The following is a 22275-nucleotide window of genomic DNA, read 5'->3' on the forward strand; positions in this document are numbered from 1 at the left end:
TGTTGTGAAGGGGACTCGTCGTTCCTGCATCGCTCAGGAATGAACTTCGGTGGTTATGGGTCCCTGCTTTCGCAGGGACGACACTGAGTGTGTTGCGCCGCCGGTGAGACAAACATCTGCATTCTCGCGACACGAATTGTCCGAGTCTTGCATTTCGTTCCGCCCTCTCCTCAAGCAGAGGGCGCAGGGAAAGCCGGGTGCCGATCGCACCCATGGGTCCCGTGCAAAATAGTAAGCACGGGAGGTAGGACCACAGGTGTAACCGGAAACACTCCGGCTTTCCCTGCGCGATGGTTTACGGCTTATACGGGCTCTCCCCGGTGAGACTGGGCTCTTTTGTCACCGCCGTTGCAAGACGCAATGGCGTCTTGCAACAGGACACCTGCCACTAGGGCGTCAGGCCTGCACGACTTCGCCGTCCGCCTCATACGTGCTCGTCAGTCACGCAATCGGCGTCCACCGCATCTCACCGCAACACCCGTGACGATCGCCATGCGCCCCTCAATCGGGTGAGACGGAGGGATTCATACACTGAGTTTCAATTCTGGAAAACAGAAATATTCTTCACCCAGGGACTTGCCGTCGGGCAACTCAGTGGCATGGGGCGCGCTTCATCAGGCGGTTGCAGCGGACAGGCCAGCGGCATCCTGCCGTTGCTCTGGTTCAGGCGGCGCGGCTGGTTCGACTAGGCCGAGCGGACTTTCGCTCGCCAATGGCGACCATTTGTCGGAAGCTGGCCGCTCGAATTGCCTGGTCGTTCCAGACGTGGTCACGAACCGGCAGGCGTTGAATCGCGGGAGGACGCACGATGCTGAGACTGGCCCCAATTCTAGTCTTGCTGCTTGCCGTTCCCTACAACGTGATGGCGGAAGAGAAGCTCGATGATGCCGCCATGACCGAGATGCATAAGCGTCTTGCCGAAGCATATAATCGTGGTGATGCGGATACCATGGCCGACGCATTTGCCGAGAACGCCATTCGCGTGACACCGACCGGCATCGCTCAGGGCCGCGACGCGATCCGGCGAAGTTTCCAGGATGCCGTGAAGATGGGATTGCACGACTACTCGGTTCAGGGACTCACCTCGCGCTCGGAAGGCACGTTCGTCTTCGACGCAGGAACGTGGCAAGCCAAGCTGGGCGATCGGCCGTTTCACGGCTACTACACCTCGATCCTCACTCGCGAAGGCGGACAACTGAAGATCATGGAAGAGACGGTGAACGTCGCAGCTCCCTGATCGTCCGCTCGACAACTTGCGATTCGAAGAGAGCCTTCTAGTCTGCCTTGATGTCCAAAGGCATCGTCTTGGCGAGGCCCGTGCCGCGCGCCGGCCAACCGACGGTCCGGGCTCGTATTGCCTCGACCCACGGCATCGTCATCCGCGCCCATTCCAGCAGGGGCCACAATGTCAGCTTCACGACATCGTTGCGCGGTATGCCTGTGGCGCCGACAGGGACGTCACATGGTCCCGGGACGCGATAGGTGCCAAACATCCAGTCGAAGAACGGAAAGACGTTGGCGAGGTTCTTGCCGTGGGCCTCCGGCACATCGGCATGGTGCCAGCGGTGAAAGCGCGGCGAGGCGATTAACATGCGCAGCGGGCCATGTCCCCAGTCGACATTGATATGAACATAGACGTTGTGCAGCGTCAGGAAGAGCGCACCGATCCCTATCGCGTCGGCGGGGAAGCCGAGCCACGTCAACATGATCGTATAGGAGCCCCACATCACCAGCGTCTCCAGTGCGTGGATGCGATATGTCGTCAAGCCGTTGACGACAGGATCCGAATGATGAATTGCGTGCACCGGCCACAGCCATTTCAAATGCATGGCGCGGTGGTTCCAGTAATTGGCGAAATCCTGAGCCAGGATGGCGATGAAGCTGAGCAGCCAGACCGGCAATCCCGCCCAGACCGAGCCCGGCACGCTCGGTATTCCCAGCAATGCATAAAGCGCCTTCAGCTGCTCCGACAACAGCCACACGGCGGGCGCCGCCAGCACGTTGATGAGGAAGATGGCGAGCGTCGCCGTCACGCTTTCGACCGCATCGACCGCGCGCTGCGTCCAGGACGACCGCCAACCCATGTGAGCGGCCAGCAGCAGGAGCAGGGCAGCGAAGATGAACTGCTTGCCGGGATCGGCGACCAGGCCGAGCCAAGCATCGAACACGAAAGTGATGGGATTGACGATGTTGTCCACGGTACCCGCATTAGTCCGGACGCAAAGCCGACGCGGACCCATTGCGAAGCCAGGCCCGCACGGCGGATTTAGCGGGGTTTGGCTTAAGGCCCGGTGAATCGAAAACCTCGATTCCGGTGACAGTCCCCCCTCCGTTTGGCTGCGCGGCGCGATGATCCGCTGCTGTAGGTTCAGCCTGCAAGGCCACCCGTGATGCTTTCACCGTCTGGCGCGGGAATCCCTGGTATGCCAATATCATTGCGCCAACCCCGCAGGAGGTCAGCCATGCGAACGACGATCATGGGAGCACTTTGCGCCATCGCGATGATCACGAGCGCAAACGCCGCGATCCGGGAAGAGCCGGTCACCTATTCGGACGGCGAGGCCACGATGAAGGGTTTCGTCGTCTATGACGACGCCGCCAAAGCCAAGCAGCCCGGCATCGTGATGGTGCATGAATGGTGGGGCATCACCAAGCACATCCATAACGAGGCGCGGAACTTCGCGCAGCAGGGCTACACCGTTCTTATCGCCGACATGTACGGCGACGCCAAGACCGCGGACAACCCGAAGGACGCCGGCGCGCTCTCGTCGTCGGTGATGAAAAACGCATCGGTAATGGAGCAGCGCTTCAACGCAGCGCGGGACGAACTCGCCAAGCAGGCCTCGGTCGATCCCAAGCGGATCGGCGCCGTCGGTTACTGCTTCGGCGGCGCGGTCGTGCTGAACATGGCGCGCAGCGGCGCCGATCTCGCCGCGGTTGCGGGCTTCCATGCATCGCTCGGTCTCAACACCCCCGCGCCGGCGCCGGGAGCTGTCAAGGCGAAGATCCTCATCCTGAACGGTGCGGACGACCCCTTCGTGAAGCGCGAGCAGTACGATGCCTTGAAGAAGGATTTCGACGCCGCGAAGGTCGATTACCGGATCATCGAGTATCCCGGCGCCGTGCACGCGTTCACGAACCCCGAAGCCACCGAGCTCGGCAAGAAATTCAACCTGCCGCTCAGATACGACGCCAAGGCGGATCAGGAATCGAAGGCCGAGGCCGCCAAGTTCTTCGCCGCAGATCTCAAGAAATGACTTGGAAGCCACCCAAATAGTAGCCTTCGCTCCATACGTGCTTGGATGCGAGATGAACCGTCTTGCGGCTTCGCCCGTGCGTCGCGCGGTTGAAACATCGCTCCGTTACCGGAGTTGAGAACGGGCCCGCGGCTCTCTAAATGAGACCGTGCCTCCCACTCCGCGACAGCAGCTCGCCCTTGCAACGTTCCACCGAAAGTAAGCCTATGCGTCCCCACATCATCTGCCACATGGGCACGTCGATCGACGGCAAGCTTCATCCGAGCCGCTTCACCAGGGCGGCGGCGGGCATCTCGGCCGAGGTGCTGCGCTCGCACTATGAGCGGATTCACGACGGCTTCGAGGCCGACGGCTGGATCATCGGCCGCGTCACCATGAACGAGATGGCCAAGGGATCGGAGCGGCATATCGCCAACGCGCCGAAGGTGCCGCGCGAGGCGCACATCGCCAATCGCAACGGCCGCAAGCTCGCGGTCGGCATCGATCCGTCGGGCCGCGTGCATTTCGGCAAGGACAATGTCGGCGGCGATCACGCCGTTGCCGTGCTGGGCGAGCAGGTCTCCGACGCCCATCTCGCCGAATTGCGCGAGGACGGCGCGTCCTACATCTTTGCCGGACCGAAGGGCGACGATCTGCCCCGCGCGATGGCGCAGCTTGCGTCCCTGTTCGGCGCCAAAACGCTGCTGCTCGAAGGCGGCGGCGGGATCAATGGCGCCTTCCTCAAGCATGGGCTGATCGACGAATTCAGCACGCTGATCCACCCAGCCGTCGACGGCCTGGCCGGCACGCAAAGCATCGTCGACTATCACGGTCCCGACGGCGATCGCCCGGGCGCCGGGCAGGCGTTGCGGCTCACCCATTGCGAGACGCTGGAAGGCGGAATGGTCTGGCTGCGTCACGCCGTCGAGCGCGCGCCGGACTGATCCGTCGAGGAACTCCACTCGCTCTCCCGCCTGCCGGGAGGTCCAGCGGGTCCGTTGCGAGACTGATTCAAGACGCCCTACCGCTTCCCGCCCTCAATCCCTCCGTTCCTGCAGCCCGCAATGAAGAACGCAACGGCGCGCGCGACATGCGCGTCGATCTCGGGATCAAGCGCCTTGAGGTCCACCTCATACAGCGCCCTGAGCAGCATGGGCACCGCGACGAGGTCGAGGAACAGCCGCGCCGTCGTCGCAAGCTGTTCCGGCGCGAAGGCCCGCAGCGTTCCGAGCTCGTCGGACCGGGTGAGATCGCGCAGCAGGTGAACCCCGAGCTGGGTGCTGAGCTCGCGCGCGCTGCGGTTGACCGTGGCGGCGAGATCCGGGAAGCGGCGTGCTTCCGCGATCGCAAGCCGCATCAATCCGATCCTGTCGGTGTCGAGCCCCCAGTGCAGCAAAGTGGACGCAGCACTGGTGAGACGCTCCTCGACCGTGGCGCCGCAGGGCGTCTCGGTCTCGACCTTGAGCTCGGCGATGCGCGTGATGATGTCCCGCTTCACCACCTCGGTGAACAGCGCCCGCTTGTCGGCGAAGCGCGCATAGATCGTGCGCTTGCCGGAGCGCGCCACCTCGGCGATCTCGTCGATACTCGCGCCCTCGAAGCCGCGGAGCAGGAAGACCGTGCGGGCCGCATCGAGGATGCGCTCATCGACCTCTCCGATCAGCTCCTTCGGCGGGCGGCCCAGGCGCACCTCGGCACGCTTGGCCTTCGAGGCTGACGTCTTTTTAAGAGTGCTGGTGTTCATGGCGCTTGCACCGGGTTCCCTGCTGCCGACGAGCGGCCTTGCCTCGCAATCTAGGCTGATCACATCTGCTTGTAAATAGAACGGTACAGTTCCGTTCCTATTGACGCACCTGCGAGGCGGGACTATTTGTCGCACAGAATGGAACGATTCCGTTCCTTTATTCGAGGCTCTCGCAGGCAAGCGAGACCCTTACAGACTTCGCGGTCAGCAGGAGCAGCGATCATGTTCGAAGACAGTGTTTTGGAACGAGGCGCACCAAGGCTCGAGGGCGTTGAAAGCCCGCCTTCCGACGCGACCTCGTTTGAGGCAAACGCCAAATCCCACAAGCCGGAGCCCGCGGCGCGCGCGCCGGCCCCGACTCCGGTCGACAAGGGGCCCGCCCCGGTTCAGCCGGAACCGGAAGCCGACGGCAAGGCGCGCCGGGGCAGCCTCCTGCGCCGCCGCCCGATCGTCTCGGCGATCGGCGCGGTACTGCTCGCCGCCGCGCTCGGCGGCGGCTACCTCTACATGGACTACACCGAACATTTCGAGTCGACCGACGACGCCTTCATAGCGGCGCGGCAATCCGCGATCGCCCCGAAAGTGTCCGGATACGTCACCGCCGTCCCTGTCACCGACAACGAGCATGTCGCCGCCGGCCAAGTGATCGCGCGTCTCGACGACCGCGACTACCGCGTCGCGCTGGCGCAGGCCGAGGCGCAGGTCGCGGCCGCGCAGGCCAGCATCCAGAACATCGACGCGCAACTCGACGTGCAGCAGGCCCAGATCGCCGCCAACCACGCTCAGGTCGACCAGGCCGACGCGGCGCTGGTGTTCGCCCAGCAGCAGGCGACGCGCTACCAGCACCTGGAGCAGACCGGCTACGGCACGGTGCAGAACTCCGAGCAGTACACCTCGCAGCTGCATCAGCAGCAGTCCGCGCTGCTCAGCGCGAAGGCGACCCTCAACCTGGCGCAGCGGCAGGTCGAGTCGCTGAAGGCGCAACGCAAGAGCGCGGTTGCGAACCTCGCGCAGGCCCAGGCCCAGCGCGACCAGGCGCAGCTCAATCTGTCCTACACGACGGTGACGGCGGCGCAGCCGGGCCGTGTCGCCAACCTCACGGCGGCCGTCGGCCAGTTCGCGCAGGTCGGCACCAACCTGACCATGTTCGTGCCCGACGAGATCTGGGTCACCGCGAACTTCAAGGAGATCCAGCTCGACCGGATGCGGCCCGGCGAGAAGGTGACGCTGAAGATCGACGCCTACCCGGGACGCTCGATCAACGGCCATATCGCGAGCGTGCAGCCGGGATCCGGCACCGCGTTCTCGCTGCTGCCGGCGCAGAATGCCACCGGCAACTACGTCAAGATCGTGCAGCGCGTGCCGGTCAAGATCGTGCTGGACAACCCGCCGACCGACGTCGCGCTCGGGCCGGGCATGTCCGTTGTCCCGACCGTGCGCATCGATTCCTCGCCGTCGCTGTTCGAGCGCCTGGAGAAGCTGCTATGAGTGCCGCCGCGATTGACGCCAAAGGCTTTTCTGCTCCGAACACGGTCAGCGTCAATCCCTGGCTGATCGCCATCGTGGTCGCGCTCGCGAGCTTCATGGAGGTGCTCGACACCACCATCGCCAATGTGGCGCTGCCCTACATCGCGGGCGGCATGGGCGTGAGCGAGGACGAAGCCTCCTGGGTGGTCACCACCTATCTCGTCTCCAACGCCATCATCCTGACCGCTTCCAGCTTTCTCGCCCGGATGCTCGGACGCAAGACGTTCTTCCTGATCTGCCTCGGCATCTTCACCGTGAGCTCGATCCTGTGCGGGTTCGCGCCCAACCTGAACGCGCTGTTGCTGTTCCGCATCCTGCAGGGTCTCGGCGGCGGCGGCATGGTGCCGGTCGCGCAGTCGATCCTCGCCGACGCATTTCCGCCGGCGAAGCGCGGCCAGGCCTTTGCGGTGTTCGGCATCGCCGTGGTGGTCGCCCCGGTGGTCGGGCCGACGCTCGGCGGCTGGCTGTCCGACAATCTGTCCTGGCACTGGTGCTTCCTGATCAACGCGCCGGTCGGCGTATTTGCGATCGCGCTGATCGCGGCGGTGCTGCACGAGCCCGCGAAGAACCAACAACAGCCGCAGGACAACAGCTTCGACTTCATCGGCTTCGCGCTGGTTGCGACCTTCCTCGGCGCGCTCGAGGTGATGCTCGACCGCGGCCTGGAGGACGACTGGTTCGCCTCCCCCTTCATCGTCACATCAGCGGTGATCTGCGGCACGGCGTTCGTGCTGATGATCCCGTGGGAAATGACCCGCCGCAATCCGATGATCGACCTGCGGATGGTCGCAAGCCGCCAGTTCGGCGCCTGCTTCCTGGTGATGCTGGCGACCGGCGCCATCCTGCTCGCGACCACCCAGTTCCTGCCACAGCTGGTGCAGCAGGATTTCGGCTACACCGCCACCTGGGCCGGCCTCGTGCTCTCACCCGGCGGCGTCGTCACCATGCTGATGATGTTCGTCGTCGGCCGCCTCGCGGCCAAGGTGCAGCCGAAATACCTGATCATCGCCGGCGCGCTGGTCATCGCGGCCTCCATGTACGGCATGACCAACGTGTATGGCGATCTCGGTTTCTGGTTCATGGCGCGCACGCGCATGCTGCTCGGCGTCGGTCTGCCGCTGATCTTCATACCGATCATGGCGGCCTCCTATGACGGCATTCCCGCGACCAAGACCGACCAGGCCTCCGCCCTGATCAATGCTGCGCGCAACACCGGCGGCTCGATCGGCGTCTCGATCGTGTCCAACGTGCTGACGCATCGCGAGCAGCTCCACCAGAACCGGCTGGTCGAGCAGGTGGTCCCGTCGAGCTCGCAATATCAGCACACGCTGCAGCAGATCACCAACTTCTTCGCGGGCCATGGCAGCTCGCTGGCGCAGGCCCATGACCAGGCGATCCAGTGGATCGGACAGCAGGTGCAGACCCAGGCGTCGTTCCTGGCCTACATGGATGCGTTCTGGGTGCTGATGCTGATCTCGCTCTCGGCCGTGCCGCTCGCGCTGACGCTGCGCAAGGTCAAGCTCGGCGGCGCCGTCAGCATGGGACACTAAAGCGCGATGAGGTCAGGTTGAATCGTCATCGCGCTTTAGCTTCTTGTTTGAGCATGATCTTTTCGGAAAACCGCTTCACACTTTTCCGGATCACACTCTAAGTAACCGGCCGCAGCTCTCACGTCACGGTGACGCCGAGATCTGCGGTCGTGATCTGCTACGCTGACGGATCAGCCGCGACGATTCTTCTTGCCCTTCCTGCCGCGTGCGCCCTTCGCAGGCGAAGCGGCCGTCGGCCATGGTTGCACATCGTGGTGGCCGGACTTGTTCTTCTGTTTCTTTTGCTTCTTCCCGAAAGCCGGCTCGCCGGCGAATTTCGCGCCGCCGTCGCCGTGCGACTTGCCGCGTTGCTTCGGTCCTGCCGCGTCGCGAGAATGGTCGCCTCGACGTTCATCGCGATCGGCGTCGCCCCGGGACGGCCGCGGCTTCTTCTCCGACGGTGCCTGACCCGAGGGTGGATGTGCCAGCGGCTCGATGCGAATGCTGTCTTCCTTGTCCGGACGCCGGACGTTGACGGCGAAGGTGTCCGCGACCCGTTCGGAAATCTCGAACTCGGTGGTGGTGTCGAGAATCCGGATGGCGCCGATGTCTCGCTTGTCGATGCCGCCACGACGGCAAATCATCGGCAGCAGCCAGCGCGCTTCGGCATTCTTTCTCCGCCCGATGGCAGCCCGGAACCAGACGCTGGCCTCGACCATGCCGTGGCGCGATGATGATTTTCCCGCCTTCGATCGGGACGCGGCGCGGCGATCATCGCCGCGCGACGATCGCCCGTCCTCTCGACCGCGTTCGTCACGCGGCCGGCCGCTATGCTCGCCCGGATCGAGAATATCTTCGGGCGAAGGAAGCCGCGCGCGATAGAGCCGCGCGAGCGCCGCGGCAATATCCTCGGGCGACCGCTCGGCGAGCAATGCCTGCGCCAGGACCAGATCGTCCGGCGTCGCCTCCTCGCTGAACACCGCATCCTGCAGCATGCGTTGATGATCGAGCTTGCGGATTTCGTCGGCCTGAGGAGCTGCGTCCCAGATCGCATCGATGCCGGCCAGTTTCAGCAGCAATTCCGCTCGCCGGCGTCGCGCCGGCGGCACCAGCAGGATGCTGACGCCCTTTCGACCGGCACGGCCGGTGCGGCCCGAGCGATGCTGCAAGACCTCCGTGTCATTCGGCAGATCCGCATGAATGACGAGGTCGAGACTCGGCAGGTCGATGCCCGCGCGCCGCGACATCGGTCGCCACGCAGACGCGGGAACGTCCGTCGCGCAACGCCTGCAGCGCCTGGGTCCGCTCGTTCTGCGTCAGTTCGCCCGACAGGGCGACCACGGAAAACCCGCGCTCCAGCAGAGCCGCCTGCAAATGCCTGACGGCCTCTCGCGTGTTGCAAAACACCAGCGCGCTCGGCGCCTCGAAGAAGCGCAGCACGTTGACGACCGCGTGCTCGACGTCGCCAGATGCGATCCGAATGGCGCGGTACTCGATATCGGCGTGACCGCCCTCGTCGCCCGCAACCTCGATCCGGAAGGCCTGCTGCTGATACTGCTTGGCCAGCGCGACGATGCCGCGCGGAAAGGTCGCCGAGAACAACAACGTGCGGCGCGTGTCCGGCGTGGTCTCGAGGATGAATTCCATATCCTCGCGAAAGCCGAGATTGAGCATTTCATCGGCTTCGTCGAGCACGACGGCCCGCAATTCAGAGATGTCGAGATGGCCGCGCCGCAGATGATCGCATAACCGGCCGGGCGTCCCGACCACGATGTGGGCGCCCGCGGCGAGCTCGCGCTGTTCGCGGCGCGGATCCATGCCGCCGACGCAGGAGACGACGCGCCCATCCGCGTGTTGATAGAGCCATGCGAGTTCGCGATGGACCTGCAAGGCGAGCTCGCGCGTGGGCGCGACGATCAGTGCAAGCGGCGCGGCCGCCTGCTCGAACCGCTCGGCGCCATCAAGCAGGTCCTTCGCGATGGCCAGACCGTAGGCGACGGTCTTGCCGGAGCCCGTCTGCGCCGAAACGAGCAGGTCGCGGTCGACAGCTTCGTCCGCAAGCACGGCGAGCTGAACCGGCGTCGGGCGTTCGTAGCCGCGCTCGGCCAAGGCGCGGGCGAGCGATGGATTTGTGGTCGGAAATGACACGAGATGGAAAACCCTGGTTGACGCAAAACGTCGAGCCGAATGGCTCGACACTGCGTGCCCGGCAAGCGATTCTGGCCGCGCGCCGGGCGAATTGATTCAGACGTTTTAGGCGCTCACGTCCCCTTGCGCCGCTGGCCGCGCCACCACGCCCCGAACGCGATCAGGACGGCGGCCGCCAGCGAGAACCAGGTGATGGCGTACTGCATGTGGTCATCCCTGAGATGAACCTCCAGCGGCCCCGGCTTCGGCGTGCCGCTGTCGGGCGCCGGCGATTCCAGGTCGACGTAGAACGGCGCCACCTCGCCCCAGCCGAGCGCCTGCGCCATCGCGCGGTGATCGCGCGCGAACCACAGTCGTTTCGAGACGTTTGCCGCGGGCGTCAGCCGGCCCGGGGGCTCGGGAAAGCGGATATAGCCGTTGAGCGTGACCGGCTCGCCGGTGACGAGACGGCCGACGACGCGGTCCTCGAAGGCGCGATCCTGCATCGTGTTCTGCACGAAACCGGTATTGACCACGACGGTCTCGCCGCTCGGAAGCTTCGCCGGCAGGAAGGCCCAGGTGCCGGGCCCGCTGATATCGCCGCGCACCGCCGAGCCGGAGCTGTAGACCATCGCGTCCGGCAGCTTCGCATAGGTTGCGGTGAAGGTGACGCGCCGGAATTCGTCCTTCGCCGAGGTCAGCGTGGGCCATGCCGACGGCTGGGGCAGCGCAATCTGCGCGGCCGCCAACCGGGCGTCGAGCTGCGCGATCAGGGCATGCTTCTCGACCCGGCGCTGCAATTGCCAGACGCCGAGGCCGACAAAGACGGCGATCAGGATCAGCGTGAAGATGCCGAAGCCGGCGGCGCTGGGTCCGCGGGTAGCTTTGCTGCTCATGTCGGGTCGCGTCGGGTCAACTGGCCTTCGGCGGCCTTGTGGTGGAACTGAAGTGCGATCAGGAGCGACTTCATCGAGCGGAGCGGAAAGATCGTGGTGACGACGATCAGCGGCAACCACAGCGCCGCATGCACCCAGAACGGCGGCTGGTACTTCACCTCGACGATCAGCGCGGCCGCGACCACGATGGCGCCGGCCAGCATGATGATGAAGACCGCCGGACCGTCGCCGGAATCGATGAAGGCATAATCGAGACCGCAACTCTCGCAGCGCGGCGCAAGCGTGAGAAAGCCGGCATAGAGCTTGCCCTTGCCGCAGCGCGGACATTTGCAGGCGAGGCCGCGCAGGGCGCTCTCGGTCACGGTGGGCGGTGTATCCGTCATGTAGTTCCTTTCCCCCTGCCTTTGCGGGAGAGGGTGACGAAATCGAGCGGAGCGCGATGGTATCGGGTGAGGGGCCTGTCTCCGCAGATGGAAACCCCTCATCCGGCGCGGATTACACGTAGCCGATGCAAAAAGCATCGGCCTTCTTTGCACCGCGGCCAAATGGCCGCCTGCGGCCGCCTCCTCCCACGAGAGCTCAGAAATAGAAAAAGGGCGGCCATCCGGCCGCCCCCTCTTTAGCACGTCGAAGGTGCGGTTAGTGCGCGCCGTGGGCCATGGTCTCGGCGCCGTGGCCCCAGACGTAGATGCAGATGAACAGGAACAGCCACACCACGTCGACGAAGTGCCAGTACCAGGCGGCGAACTCGAAGCCGAGATGCTGCTTCGGCGTGAAGTGGCCGGCATAGGCACGGAACAGGCAGACCAGCAGGAAGATGGTGCCGACCAGCACGTGGAAACCGTGGAACCCGGTCGCCATGAAGAAGGTCGCGCCATAGACGTTGCCGGCGAAGGAGAACGTCGCATGGGCATATTCATAGGCCTGCACGCAGGTGAACGTGGCGCCGAGGATCACGGTCAGGATCAGGCCCTGCTTGAGGCCCTGGCGATCGTTCTCCAGGAGTGCGTGGTGAGCCCAGGTGACCGTGGTGCCCGAGGTCAGCAGCAGCAGCGTGTTGAGCAGCGGCAGATGCCAGGGATCGAAGGTCTCGATGCCATGGGGCGGCCAGGTGCCGGGCACGCTGCAGGCGCCCATCGCGGTGCCGGGACCGCAGCCGAACACCGCGTCGCGGGTGGCGTGGACGGCATCGGCCGGGAACAGCGCCGAATTGAAGAAGGCCCAGAACCAGGCGACGAAGAACATCACTTCGGAGGCGATGAACAGGATCATGCCGTACCGGTGGCTGATCTGCACCACGCGGGTGTGGTCGCCCTTGTACTGGGCTTCCTTGATCACGTCGCCCCACCAGCTCGCCATCGTGTAGAGCACGCCGACGGTACCGATGCCGAACACGATCGGAGCGGCCGAGTAGAGATGATGCATCCAGCCGATCGCGCCGACCGCCATGATGAAGGCCGAGATCGAGCCGACCACCGGCCACGGGCTCGGGTCGACGAGATGATAGTCGTGATGCTTGACTTGCGCCTCAGCCATTGCCGTCTCTCCATTCGCGTGCCGTCAGGCACGTATTCTTCTCAAATTCCAAAAACCGCTCGATCATGACGCGATTGGAAGCAACCGCATCACGATCTCATCTCTTTGTTTGAGCATGATCTCCGCGCAAACGCTTCGCGTTTGTCGCGAGGGAAAACCGGCCTCCACTTTTCCCGATCATGCTCTAACCGCCCTTGCGCTGCCCCGCTTCACCCGCCGCCACCGGCTGCGGCGACGGATCGCGCACGGGGAAGAAAGTGTAGGACAATGTGATGTTCTTCAGCGTGTCGTTCTCGCTGTCTTTCGCCAGCGACGGATCGACATAGAACACGACGGCCATCTCGCGCTTCTCGCCCGGCGCCATGGTCTGTTCGGTGAAGCAGAAGCAGTTGATCTTCTGGAAGTACGCGCCGACCGTCAGCGGCGCCACATTGTAGGCGGCCTGTCCGGTGGTGGTCCGCGCCGATTCGTTGGTCACGGTGTAGTAGACGGTGACGACCTGACCGATCTTGACGTCGATGTTGTTCTGCTCGGGCTCGAACTTCCAGGGCAGGCCCGGCGCAACATTCGAATCGAAGCTGACCGTGATGGTGCGCTCGAGCGGGGCGCCCGTCGGGGCCGCGGTCGCGACCTGGGTGGTGCCGTTGAAGCCGGTGGTGCGGCAGAACCAGTTGTAGAACGGCACGGCAGCGTAGGACGCGCCGACCATCAGCACCACGACGAAACCGCAGATCGATGCGACCATCGCATCGCGGGTCAGCGCCCGGCGCGTGACCTTGGCGCCATCGCTCGGCTGATCCGGCCCCTGCGGAGCCTCGGGGGTCGGCTGGTTCGCCATCTCACTCACAGCGGCCGCACCAGCACGGCTGGCCCCTTGACGAGGGTGACTGCGAAGAACAGCAGAACGAGAACGCCGAGCGCGAGCGCCGTGGCGATCGACCGCTGGCGCCGGCTCTTGAGCTGCGCCTCGGTGAGGACAATTCCTTCCGGTTCCTGCTTCTCGTCCATTGGTAACCCATGCGCCCCCATGTCGCCCCGTGGCGCCCCCTACCCGATGATCACAGGCAAGATCGCGCGGACGGCAACCTCGGCGAGGAGGACAGCGAACAGCGCGAACAGATAGAGGATGGAGAAGGCAAACAGCCGGCGGGTGGCGCGATTGGCGGCAACACCCTCACGGCGGCGATAGACCTCGACAGCCAGCCACAGCATGCCGGCGCCCAGCACCAGCGAGGTGATGCCGTAGATCCAGTCGAAATAGCCGAGCGGCCACGGCGCCAGCGCGATCGCGACCAGCACAATGGTGTAGAGCAGTATCTGCAGGCGGGTCGCGTCGGGACCGGCGACGACGGGCAGCATCGGGATGCCGGCGCGCGCGTAGTCGTCGCTGCGGAACAGCGCCAGCGCCCAGAAATGCGGCGGCGTCCAGAAGAAGATGACCAGGAACAGGAGGATCGGCTCCATCGACAGCGATCCGGTCGCAGCCGCCCACGCCACCACCGGCGGCAGTGCGCCGGCGGCGCCCCCGATCACGATGTTCTGCGCGGTCCAGCGCTTCAGCCACATCGTGTAGATCACGGCATAGAAGAAGATGGTGAAGGCAAGCAGCGCGCCGGCCACCAGGTTGACGAGGATGCCGAGCGTCATCACCGAGAAGAAGGCGAGCGTGATGCCGAAGGCGGCCGCTTCCGACGGCGTGATGCGGCCGCGCGGGATCGGCCGGTTGGCGGTGCGCGTCATCAGAGCGTCGACGTCACCCTCATAGGCCATGTTGAGCGCGCCGGAGGCGCCGGCACCGACCGCGATGCAAAGGATCGAGGTAAAGGCCAGCACCGGGTGGACATGAACCGGCGCGATCATCAACCCGACCAGCGCGGTGAAGATCACCAGCGACATCACGCGCGGCTTCAAGAGCGCGATGTAGTCGCCCACTTCGGCCTCGGAGATCCGGGGCAACTCAATGGCGTTGTGATCGACAACCGACAAGATCAGGTCTCACTTCTCTAAAATGGGCGCGGCGCACTCAGGGTGCGCCGCGCGGTCTCAGGTCACTGCACGCGCGGCAGCACTTCGAACTGGTGGAACGGCGGCGGCGAGGTGAGCGTCCACTCCAGCGTGGTCGCACCCGCACCCCACGGATTGTTCGCGGCCTGCTCCTTGCGGACGAAGGCATCGATCACGCCGTAGATGAAGATCAGCACGCCGACGCCGGAGATGTAGGAGCCCCAAGACGACACCAGGTTCCAGCCCGCGAAGGCATCCGGATAGTCGACGTAGCGGCGGGGCATGCCCGACAGGCCGAGGAAGTGCTGCGGGAAGAACACCAGGTTCACGCCGATGAAGGTGACCCAGAAGTGCAGCTTGGCGATGGTCTCCGAATACATGTAGCCGAACATCTTCGGGAACCAGTAGTACCAGCCCGCGAAGATCGCGAACACGGCGCCGAGCGACAGCACGTAGTGGAAGTGCGCGACGACGTAATAGGTGTCCTGCAGCACGCGGTCGACGCCGGCATTGGCCAGCACGACGCCGGTGACGCCGCCGACCGTGAACAGGAAGATGAAGCCGATGGCCCAGAGCATCGGCGCCTTGAACTCGATCGAGCCGCCCCACATCGTGGCGATCCAGGAGAAGATCTTCACGCCGGTCGGCACCGCGATCACCATCGTGGCGGCGACGAAATAGGCCTGCGTCGCCGAGGACATGCCGACGGTGTACATGTGGTGCGCCCAGACCACGAAGCCGATACCGCCGATCGCGACCATGGCGTAGGCCATGCCGAGATAGCCGAACACCGGCTTGCGCGAGAAGGTCGAGACGATCTGGCTGACCATGCCGAAACCGGGCAGGATCAGGATGTACACTTCGGGGTGACCGAAGAACCAGAACAGGTGCTGGAACAGCACGGGATCGCCGCCGCCGTCAGCCGCAAAGAAGGTGGTGCCGAAATTGCGGTCGGTCAGCAGCATGGTGATCGCACCCGCGAGCACCGGCAGCGACAGCAGCAGCAGGAACACCGTCACCAGGATCGACCAGACGAACAGCGGCATCTTGTGCAGGGTCATGCCCGGCGCGCGCATGTTGAAGATCGTGGTGATGAAGTTGATCGCGCCGAGGATCGACGAGGCACCGGCGAGATGGAGCGACAGGATCGCGAAGTCGACCGCCGGGCCGGGATGGCCCGAGGTCGAGAGCGGCGCGTACATGGTCCAGCCGGTACCGACACCGTTGGCGCCCGGCTCACCCTCGACGAAGGTGGAGATGATGAGCAGCGCGAAGGACGCCGGCAGCAGCCAGAACGAGATGTTGTTCATGCGCGGGAAGGCCATGTCGGGTGCACCGATCATCAGCGGCACCATCCAGTTGCCGAACCCGCCGATCATCGCCGGCATGACCATGAAGAAGATCATGATCAGACCGTGCGAGGTCACGAACACGTTGTAGGTATGCGTCTCGTGGAAGATCTGGACGCCCGGATACATCAGTTCGGCGCGGATCGCGATCGACATCGCGGCGCCGATGATGCCCGCAATCACCGCAAAGATGAGGTACATCGTACCGATGTCTTTGTGGTTGGTGGAGTACAGATAACGCCGCCATCCGGTCGGATGATGGGCGTGATCATCATGGGCGTGATCGTCGTGTGTCGCTGCGCCTGTAGCCATGTTTCAAATCCTGCCTTGCAGTCCCTCTGGGACCTTGCGGCCCCGTCGCCCTTATTCTTCCAGTTGCGCCTATTCCGCCGCCTGACCAGCCGAGGCGTAGGTATTCGCCGGGTTGGCCGCAAACTTCTTCTTCGCGCCGTCAACCCAGGTCGCGAATTCCTGGTCGCTGACGACCCGCACCGCGATCGGCATGAAGGCATGGTCCTTGCCGCACAGTTCCGAGCACTGGCCGTAGAACATGCCGGTCTTGGTGGCCTTGAACCAGGTTTCGTTGAGGCGGCCGGGGATCGAGTCGATCTTGATGCCGAAGGCCGGCACCGCGAAGGAGTGGATCACGTCCGCGCCGGTGGTCTGGATCCGGACCACCTTGTTGACCGGGACGACCATCTCGTTGTCGACGCCCAGCAGGCGGGGCTGCTTGTCCTTGTCGAGCAGCGAATCAAACTCGAACTTGCCGTTATCCGGGTAAGCATAGGACCAGTACCACTGCTTGCCGGTCACCTTGACCGTCAGGTCCGGCTTCGGCACGTCGAGCTCAAGGAACAGCAGGCGGAACGACGGCACCGCGATGCCGACCAGGATCAGGACCGGGATCAGCGTCCAGGCCACCTCGATCAGGGTATTGTGTGTGGTCCGGGAGGGGACCGGGTTGGCCCGGGCGTTGAACTTCACCACCACGATGACCAGCAGCGCCAGCACGAACAGCGTGATGGCGGTGATCAGCACCAGCAGGAAATTGTGAAACCAGATGATGTTTTCCATCACCGGGGTCGCGCCTTGCTGCAGCGTATGCTCCCAGGGAGCCGGCTGCCCCATCTCGGCGAAGGCCGATCCCGCGGCGATCGACGCCATGCCCGCCACCGCAAATCCCAGCAATTGTCGGCCCATCCGGCCAATCGACATCTTCATGCCGCTCGCGCTCCCTAGATAATTCCCCAAAGCACCCCCGGTTCTTGGCCGGAAATGCAGCACGATCCGCCCTGACAAACGGCCTACCGGACGTACCCGTCTTCAAAGTCAAGGAGGGTACAGAAGCCAGATCGCTAGAACGCGTCGAAATCCAGCCTCTCAAACCATAATTCGCAGGCGCTCGCAATGCAGTAGTAAGACCGAAAGCCATGCGCCTGCGACTAATCTGCCGATCGCGAATTTTCCCGCAAAATCAAGCAAAAGTCGCCGGACGAATTGTCCACCTGCTTGACAGGGAGATTGCCGGATGTACCCACAGGCGGGGCGCTCCACTGAAACCTGATTCGCTCGTGGATGCCCCGATCCGGCGCAAAAATGGCTTCGAGATCGCCTTTAAGGCGCCGTCATTGCGATACAGTCGACGGGTGCGTGCAACCGGCGGCCGAACGGACGGCCGGGCCCGACCGAACATTCTAAAGGAATCGACCCGGATGGCCGCTTCGAACATTCAGGCAAGGCGAAAAGCGCGGGCAGGCTGGTTGGGAGGCCTGTTGGCGGCAGCCCTGCTTCTCCTCGGCCTGACCCAGGCGGCAAACGCGCAAGGCGCGGTGCGCTCGGTGCATGGCGACTGGCAGATCCGCTGCGACACCCCGCCGGGCGCGCAGGCCGAGCAATGCGCCCTGATCCAGAGCGTGGTGGCGGAAGACCGCTCCAATGCCGGTCTCACCGTGATCGTGCTGAAGACCGCCGACCAGAAGAGCCGCCTGATGCGGGTGGTCGCGCCGCTCGGCGTGCTGCTGCCCTCCGGCCTCGGGCTGAAGCTCGACAACCAGGACGTCGGTCGCGCCGGCTTCGTCCGCTGCCTGCCCAACGGCTGCGTGGCGGAGGTGGTGCTCGACGACAAGCTGCTCGGCCAGCTCAAGAACGCCAAGACCGCGACCTTCATCATCTTCGAGACCCCGGAAGAAGGTATCGGCTTCCCGCTCAGCCTGAACGGGCTGGCGGAGGGATATGACAAGTTGCCGTGATCGGCTGCACTGTCGCAGCCTCTCCCGGTTTGCCGCCGCAAGCACTATCTTTCATGATCAGCGTCCGGGCCCTGTGCCGGGACCGATAGCCCGCAGGTTTCCGGGTTGTAAGATGAGTTTCCCGCTCATCTCTGCTTAGATCGCGGAAGCACTGGCTACCGGTTCCCTCCGGTGCTGGTATTGAGTTGCGTAAGAGGCAGGGATGGCAAGAATTCGCAGTTCGTTGGAGTGACCATGACCAATCCCGCCACGACCTCCCTGCTCGACCGTGCCAATCTGGACCGCGATACCGTCCGCCGCGAGGTGGCGCGCGGACTTGAGGGCGCCGACGACGGCGAACTGTTCCTGGAATACGGGCAGACCGAGGCGCTGGTGTTCGACAATGGCCGGCTGAAACAGGCGACCTATGACACCTCGCAGGGCTTTGGCCTGCGCGCGGTCAAGGACGACGCGGTCGGCTATGCGCATTCCTCCGACGTCTCGATCCCGGCGCTGATCCGCGCTGCGGACGCAGTGGCGGCGGTCCGCGGCGGCTATGCCGGCACTTTCGCCGCGGCGCCGGCGCACACCAACGTAAAACTCTATGGCGACGAGAACCCGCTGGATGGCCCGGCATTCGAGGCCAAGGTCAAGCTGCTCGGCGAGATCGACGCCTACGTTCGCGACAAGGACCCGCGGGTGCGGCAGGTCTCGGCCAGCCTGACTGCGACCTGGCAGGTCGTCGAGATCGTGCGGCCCGACGGCGAGAGCTATCGCGACATCCGCCCGCTGGTGCGCGTCAATATCTCCGTGGTCGCCGGCCAGGGCGACCGGCAGGAGAGCGGCAGCAAGGGCTATGGCGGCCGCGAGGGCTATGCCCGCTTCATCGAGACCAAGGCCTGGCGCGACGCCGCCGACGGCGCGCTGCGCGAGGCGCTGGTCAATCTCGAATCGGTGCCCGCCCCCGCCGGCGAGATGGACGTGGTGCTCGGGGCCGGCTGGCCCGGCGTGATGCTGCATGAAGCCGTCGGCCACGGGCTCGAGGGCGATTTCAACCGCAAGCAGACGTCGGCTTTCGCAGGATTGATGGGCCGGCAGGTTGCGGCCAAGGGCGTCACCGTGGTCGACGACGGCACCATGGCTTCGCGTCGTGGCTCACTCTCTATTGACGACGAGGGCACGCCGACCAATCGCACCGTGCTGATCGAGGACGGCATCCTGGTCGGCTACATGCAGGACCGCCAGAACGCGCGGCTGATGGGCATGAAGCCGACCGGCAACGGACGGCGGCAGAGCTACGCCCATGTGCCGATGCCGCGCATGACCAACACCTACATGCTGGCCGGCGAGCGCGACCCGGCCGAGATCATCGCGTCGGTGAAGAACGGCATGTACGCCGCCAATTTCGGCGGCGGCCAGGTCGACATCACCTCGGGCAAATACGTGTTTCAGTGCACCGAGGCCTACAAGATCGAGAACGGCAAGCTGGGCGCACCGCTGAAGGGCGCGATGCTGATCGGCAACGGGCCGACCGATCTCCACAGGATCACCATGATCGGCAACGATCTTGCGCTCGACACCGGAATCGGCACTTGCGGCAAGAACGGTCAGGGTGTGCCGGTCGGCGTCGGCCAGCCCACGCTGCGGATGGAACGGATTACGGTCGGAGGTACAGGCTAGTGAGCAGCGGAAACGAAACCGTGACGGCGAAGCCGTCGACCTGGCGCTCACAAGCCGCGCAGCTGGCCGCGATCGTCGCCGTTGTATTCCTCGCCAAGGGCGCGATCGCCGAGCCGTTCTACGTGCCGTCAGGATCGATGGAGCCGACGCTGCTGATCGGCGACGCCCTCGTCGCCTCGAAATATCCTTACGGCTACGGCGCGGCGTCGCTGCCGATCCAGATCACGCTGCCGGAAACCGGCCGCCTGTTCGGCGAGACGCCGAAGCGCGGCGATGTGGTGGTGTTCCGCTGGCCGGGCGACCGCTCGCAGGCCTGGGTCAAGCGCGTGGTGGGACTGCCCGGCGACCGCATCCAGATGCGGCAGGGCCAGCTCTTCATCAATGATCATCCGGCGGCACTGAAGGCGGACGGCACCGGCTTCGCCGAGGACGACCGCGGCGGCGGCGAGGACGCGTATCGCTATGTCGAGACGCTCCCGAACGGCGTCAGCCACGAGATCTTCAAGATGCGCGACAATGGACCGCTCGACAACACGCCCGAGGTGACTGTGCCGGCGGGCAAGCTATTCGTGCTCGGCGACAACAGGGACAACTCCGCCGACAGCCGCGTGTCGGTGCGCGATGGCGGCGTCGGCCTGCTGCCGATCGACAATCTGATCGGCCGCGCCGATGCGGTGGTCGGCTCCTGGGACATGGGCATGCGCAGCCAGCCGGTCTGGACCTGGCTCTCCGGCTTCCGCCTCGCGCGGTTCTTTACCTCAGTGCATTGAGCCGATCGCATGACCTTCGACGACGTCAGACACATTGCGCTGGCGTGGCCGGAGGTCGAGGACGGCTCTTCCTACGGCGCGCCGGCGCTGAAGGTGCGCAAGAAGATGCTGGCGCGGCTGAAGGAGGACGGCGACAGCCTGGTGATGCCGGGCGTTCCGCCGGACGAGCGCGACATGCTGGTCGAGAGCCAGCCCAAGGTCTTCTATTTCACCGATCACTACCGCGATTACCCGACCGTGCTGATCCGCCTGTCGAAGGCGAAAGCCGGCGTCGTCGAGCCGCTGCTGCGCTGCCACTGGCGCGCGCTGGCCTCCAAGAAGGCGGTCAAGGATTTCGACGCCTTCGCTCGGTTATGACCGAGGACCAATTCCTCGCAGCGACACTTCGCAACCCGGCCAACCGCATCATCGCGGACGAGTTGCGTCACCTCGCTCTTCCCGACGCGTGGATCGTCTCCGGCTGCCTGGTGCAGACCGTGTGGAATGTGCAGACCAACCGGCCGGTCGATCACGGCATCAGCGACTACGACATCTTCTATTTCGATCCGGACACCTCATGGGACGCCGAGGATGCCGTGATCCGCAAGCTGCAGGCGCGGCTCGGCGAGCTCGGCGTCGTGATGGAAGCGCGCAACCAGGCACGCGTCCATCTCTGGTACACCGGGAAGAACGGCGTGCCCTACCCGGCTTTGTCATCCTCGACCGAGGGCATCGATCGCTTTCTCACCGCGACCACGCAGATCGGCATCCGACGTACTGCCGACGGCTACAACGTCTATGCCCCGAACGGCTTCGACGACGTCGCCGGCATGATCGTGCGGCCGAACCACACCGCGAACTTCTCGGCGGCGAACTACGCGAAGAAGGCGGCACGATGGAAATCGCTGTGGCCGGAGATCACGGTGCTTCCGGCGGAGTGAGTTTCCATCAATGTCATTCCGGGATGGTGCGCCAGCACCAGACCTCAGATGCGCAAGAGCGCATCATAGTTCAATGCTGCGCATCGCCTCGGAACGACGCGCCTGGCGCGTCAGCGCACTACGCCCGAGGTAAATCCCGCCTTGCGGCGCGGCGGCTTGATTTCCTTCTTCAGGAAGCAGTGTGCGGCGCGACCAGAATAGCCGGGGCGGGCATAGGTCCAGGCGCGACACTTGTTGTCGGCGGTGCAGGCCGCCTGGCAGGCCTCGACGCCTTCGTTGCTCTTCAATTCGAAGTTCTTGTAGTCGCCGCCCAGGCGATCGATCGAGCTCTCGATCGCGCCGTTGCGCGGCTCGACTACGCCAGCGCCGCGAACACCCGAGACGCAGCAAGTGTTCTGCACCCGCGGCGGCACGGTGCTCTTGAGCCAGCACACCGCACCATCGTTGGAGTCGGTCGGGTAATTGAAGCTCCAGGCGCGGCAGCGGCGGTCGCGCTCGCAAGCCAGCGCGCAGTCGGCGGGATCGCCCGATGTCACGGGAGAGTTCAGGTAGTCGCCGCCGGGGCGATCGAAATTGGTCTGCGCCAGCGCCGGGCGCGCGACAGCAATCGCCGCAAAAAACGCGAACGTCACCACACACGCCCTTAAGAGGCGGCCTATCCCCATGAGAATGCTTTCAAATTCGCGCAGCCCCGCGCCTTCCGCGGGCAGTCATTTGAGCGCCACGAAC

General features: G+C 64.6%; 21 protein-coding genes and 1 pseudogene. 10 read left to right on the forward strand and 12 right to left on the reverse strand.

All coding sequences use genetic code 11. The annotated features are described in order from the left end of the window. Window positions 1–808: 808 nt before the first annotated feature. The gene (locus tag AS156_RS31095; RefSeq protein ID WP_082747840.1) at window positions 809–1237 is read left to right on the forward strand and encodes a YybH family protein; all 429 of its coding nucleotides are present in this window, start codon (window positions 809–811) and stop codon (window positions 1235–1237) included. A gap of 37 nt (window positions 1238–1274) precedes the next feature. Here AS156_RS31095 and AS156_RS31100 read toward each other — a convergent pair whose 3' ends face one another. Then, a complete protein-coding gene (locus AS156_RS31100) occupies window positions 1275–2198 on the reverse strand; it encodes a sterol desaturase family protein (RefSeq protein WP_066512949.1) in 924 nt (307 codons plus the stop codon). Between the two features lie 264 nt (window positions 2199–2462). Between AS156_RS31100 and AS156_RS31105 the strand changes: the two genes are divergently transcribed. Both AS156_RS31105 and AS156_RS31110 read left to right on the forward strand, forming a co-directional pair. Next, window positions 2463–3257, forward strand: coding sequence for a dienelactone hydrolase family protein (locus AS156_RS31105; protein WP_245313151.1), 795 nt, complete (start codon window positions 2463–2465; stop codon window positions 3255–3257). Between the two features lie 206 nt (window positions 3258–3463). After that, complete coding sequence (locus tag AS156_RS31110) at window positions 3464–4180, forward strand: dihydrofolate reductase family protein (RefSeq protein WP_066512956.1); 717 nt, start codon at window positions 3464–3466, stop codon at window positions 4178–4180. 77 nt (window positions 4181–4257) lie between these two features. Here AS156_RS31110 and AS156_RS31115 read toward each other — a convergent pair whose 3' ends face one another. After that, window positions 4258–4980 (reverse strand): TetR/AcrR family transcriptional regulator, encoded by a 723-nt coding sequence (locus tag AS156_RS31115; RefSeq protein WP_066512959.1) that lies wholly within the window; start codon window positions 4978–4980, stop codon window positions 4258–4260. Window positions 4981–5202: 222 nt separating this feature from the next. Between AS156_RS31115 and AS156_RS31120 the strand changes: the two genes are divergently transcribed. Then, window positions 5203–6468, forward strand: coding sequence for an HlyD family secretion protein (locus AS156_RS31120; protein WP_136626522.1), 1266 nt, complete (start codon window positions 5203–5205; stop codon window positions 6466–6468). Beyond that, complete coding sequence (locus AS156_RS31125) at window positions 6465–8057, forward strand: DHA2 family efflux MFS transporter permease subunit (protein WP_066512962.1); 1593 nt, start codon at window positions 6465–6467, stop codon at window positions 8055–8057. Before AS156_RS31120 ends, AS156_RS31125 begins: the two co-directional genes overlap by 4 nt. A gap of 170 nt (window positions 8058–8227) precedes the next feature. Here the strand turns inward: AS156_RS31125 and AS156_RS31130 are convergent. From AS156_RS31130 to coxB, 9 genes and pseudogenes are all read right to left on the reverse strand, one after another. Beyond that, window positions 8228–10184, reverse strand: a pseudogene (locus tag AS156_RS31130) (DEAD/DEAH box helicase). A 113-nt stretch (window positions 10185–10297) separates the two neighbouring features. After that, entirely contained in the window at window positions 10298–11059 is a 762-nt protein-coding gene (locus tag AS156_RS31135; RefSeq protein ID WP_066512964.1) for an SURF1 family protein, read from the reverse strand. Further along, window positions 11056–11442, reverse strand: a complete 387-nt coding sequence (locus tag AS156_RS31140) for a DUF983 domain-containing protein (protein WP_066512967.1) — start codon at window positions 11440–11442, stop codon at window positions 11056–11058. The genes AS156_RS31135 and AS156_RS31140 overlap by 4 nt, the downstream gene beginning before the upstream one ends. A 256-nt stretch (window positions 11443–11698) precedes the next feature. Continuing rightward, the gene (locus AS156_RS31145; protein WP_066512970.1) at window positions 11699–12595 is read right to left on the reverse strand and encodes a cytochrome c oxidase subunit 3; all 897 of its coding nucleotides are present in this window, start codon (window positions 12593–12595) and stop codon (window positions 11699–11701) included. Between the two features lie 184 nt (window positions 12596–12779). After that, a complete protein-coding gene (locus AS156_RS31150; RefSeq protein WP_245313169.1) occupies window positions 12780–13340 on the reverse strand; it encodes a cytochrome c oxidase assembly protein in 561 nt (186 codons plus the stop codon). Window positions 13341–13438: 98 nt separating this feature from the next. Further along, window positions 13439–13603, reverse strand: a complete 165-nt coding sequence (locus tag AS156_RS31155; RefSeq protein WP_066512975.1) for a CoxF protein — start codon at window positions 13601–13603, stop codon at window positions 13439–13441. A 39-nt stretch (window positions 13604–13642) separates the two neighbouring features. Then, window positions 13643–14581 carry a heme o synthase gene (locus AS156_RS31160; protein ID WP_066512978.1) on the reverse strand — a complete coding sequence of 313 codons (939 nt, stop codon included), beginning with the start codon at window positions 14579–14581 and terminating at the stop codon, window positions 13643–13645. Window positions 14582–14643: 62 nt separating this feature from the next. Continuing rightward, window positions 14644–16260: a cytochrome c oxidase subunit I gene (gene ctaD / locus AS156_RS31165; RefSeq protein ID WP_066512984.1), complete on the reverse strand. Its 1617-nt coding sequence runs from the start codon at window positions 16258–16260 to the stop codon at window positions 14644–14646. Window positions 16261–16329: 69 nt separating this feature from the next. Then, window positions 16330–17169 (reverse strand): cytochrome c oxidase subunit II, encoded by an 840-nt coding sequence (coxB, locus tag AS156_RS31170; RefSeq protein ID WP_066512992.1) that lies wholly within the window; start codon window positions 17167–17169, stop codon window positions 16330–16332. A 491-nt stretch (window positions 17170–17660) separates the two neighbouring features. Here coxB and AS156_RS31175 point away from each other — a divergent pair, with 491 nt between their 5' ends. From AS156_RS31175 to AS156_RS31195, 5 genes are all read left to right on the forward strand, one after another. Further along, window positions 17661–18197, forward strand: coding sequence for an invasion associated locus B family protein (locus tag AS156_RS31175; RefSeq protein WP_066512999.1), 537 nt, complete (start codon window positions 17661–17663; stop codon window positions 18195–18197). Between the two features lie 234 nt (window positions 18198–18431). Beyond that, window positions 18432–19856, forward strand: coding sequence for a metalloprotease TldD (gene tldD / locus AS156_RS31180; RefSeq protein ID WP_066513001.1), 1425 nt, complete (start codon window positions 18432–18434; stop codon window positions 19854–19856). Next, window positions 19856–20626 carry a signal peptidase I gene (gene lepB / locus AS156_RS31185; protein ID WP_066513003.1) on the forward strand — a complete coding sequence of 257 codons (771 nt, stop codon included), beginning with the start codon at window positions 19856–19858 and terminating at the stop codon, window positions 20624–20626. Before tldD ends, lepB begins: the two co-directional genes overlap by 1 nt. Window positions 20627–20635: 9 nt before the next feature. Beyond that, window positions 20636–20983 (forward strand): MmcQ/YjbR family DNA-binding protein, encoded by a 348-nt coding sequence (locus AS156_RS31190; protein ID WP_066513005.1) that lies wholly within the window; start codon window positions 20636–20638, stop codon window positions 20981–20983. Beyond that, the gene (locus AS156_RS31195) at window positions 20980–21546 is read left to right on the forward strand and encodes a nucleotidyltransferase family protein (RefSeq protein WP_066513008.1); all 567 of its coding nucleotides are present in this window, start codon (window positions 20980–20982) and stop codon (window positions 21544–21546) included. Before AS156_RS31190 ends, AS156_RS31195 begins: the two co-directional genes overlap by 4 nt. A 110-nt stretch (window positions 21547–21656) precedes the next feature. On the opposite strand, the gene AS156_RS31200 is transcribed toward AS156_RS31195, so the two are convergent. Further along, window positions 21657–22211, reverse strand: coding sequence for a PAN domain-containing protein (locus tag AS156_RS31200; RefSeq protein ID WP_066513010.1), 555 nt, complete (start codon window positions 22209–22211; stop codon window positions 21657–21659). Window positions 22212–22275 lie beyond the last annotated feature (64 nt).

Source organism: Bradyrhizobium macuxiense (genome assembly GCF_001542415.1).
GTDB classification, from domain to species: Bacteria; Pseudomonadota; Alphaproteobacteria; order Rhizobiales; family Xanthobacteraceae; genus Bradyrhizobium; species Bradyrhizobium macuxiense.

Excerpts from the sequence above, each read along its gene's own strand:
- AS156_RS31095 (WP_082747840.1), top strand. The coding sequence starts at position 809 with ATGCTGAGACTGGCCCCAATTCTAGTCTTGCTGCTTGCCGTTCCCTAC.
- AS156_RS31105 (WP_245313151.1), top strand. The coding sequence starts at position 2,463 with ATGCGAACGACGATCATGGGAGCACTTTGCGCCATCGCGATGATCACG.
- AS156_RS31110 (WP_066512956.1), top strand. The coding sequence starts at position 3,464 with ATGCGTCCCCACATCATCTGCCACATGGGCACGTCGATCGACGGCAAG.
- AS156_RS31115 (WP_066512959.1), bottom strand. The coding sequence starts at position 4,980 with ATGAACACCAGCACTCTTAAAAAGACGTCAGCCTCGAAGGCCAAGCGT.
- AS156_RS31120 (WP_136626522.1), top strand. The coding sequence starts at position 5,203 with ATGTTCGAAGACAGTGTTTTGGAACGAGGCGCACCAAGGCTCGAGGGC.
- AS156_RS31125 (WP_066512962.1), top strand. The coding sequence starts at position 6,465 with ATGAGTGCCGCCGCGATTGACGCCAAAGGCTTTTCTGCTCCGAACACG.
- AS156_RS31135 (WP_066512964.1), bottom strand. The coding sequence starts at position 11,059 with ATGAGCAGCAAAGCTACCCGCGGACCCAGCGCCGCCGGCTTCGGCATC.
- AS156_RS31140 (WP_066512967.1), bottom strand. The coding sequence starts at position 11,442 with ATGACGGATACACCGCCCACCGTGACCGAGAGCGCCCTGCGCGGCCTC.
- AS156_RS31145 (WP_066512970.1), bottom strand. The coding sequence starts at position 12,595 with ATGGCTGAGGCGCAAGTCAAGCATCACGACTATCATCTCGTCGACCCG.
- AS156_RS31150 (WP_245313169.1), bottom strand. The coding sequence starts at position 13,340 with ATGGTCGCATCGATCTGCGGTTTCGTCGTGGTGCTGATGGTCGGCGCG.
- AS156_RS31155 (WP_066512975.1), bottom strand. The coding sequence starts at position 13,603 with ATGGACGAGAAGCAGGAACCGGAAGGAATTGTCCTCACCGAGGCGCAG.
- ctaD (WP_066512984.1), bottom strand. The coding sequence starts at position 16,260 with ATGGCTACAGGCGCAGCGACACACGACGATCACGCCCATGATGATCAC.
- coxB (WP_066512992.1), bottom strand. The coding sequence starts at position 17,169 with ATGAAGATGTCGATTGGCCGGATGGGCCGACAATTGCTGGGATTTGCG.
- AS156_RS31175 (WP_066512999.1), top strand. The coding sequence starts at position 17,661 with ATGGCCGCTTCGAACATTCAGGCAAGGCGAAAAGCGCGGGCAGGCTGG.
- tldD (WP_066513001.1), top strand. The coding sequence starts at position 18,432 with ATGACCAATCCCGCCACGACCTCCCTGCTCGACCGTGCCAATCTGGAC.
- AS156_RS31190 (WP_066513005.1), top strand. The coding sequence starts at position 20,636 with ATGACCTTCGACGACGTCAGACACATTGCGCTGGCGTGGCCGGAGGTC.
- AS156_RS31195 (WP_066513008.1), top strand. The coding sequence starts at position 20,980 with ATGACCGAGGACCAATTCCTCGCAGCGACACTTCGCAACCCGGCCAAC.
- AS156_RS31200 (WP_066513010.1), bottom strand. The coding sequence starts at position 22,211 with ATGGGGATAGGCCGCCTCTTAAGGGCGTGTGTGGTGACGTTCGCGTTT.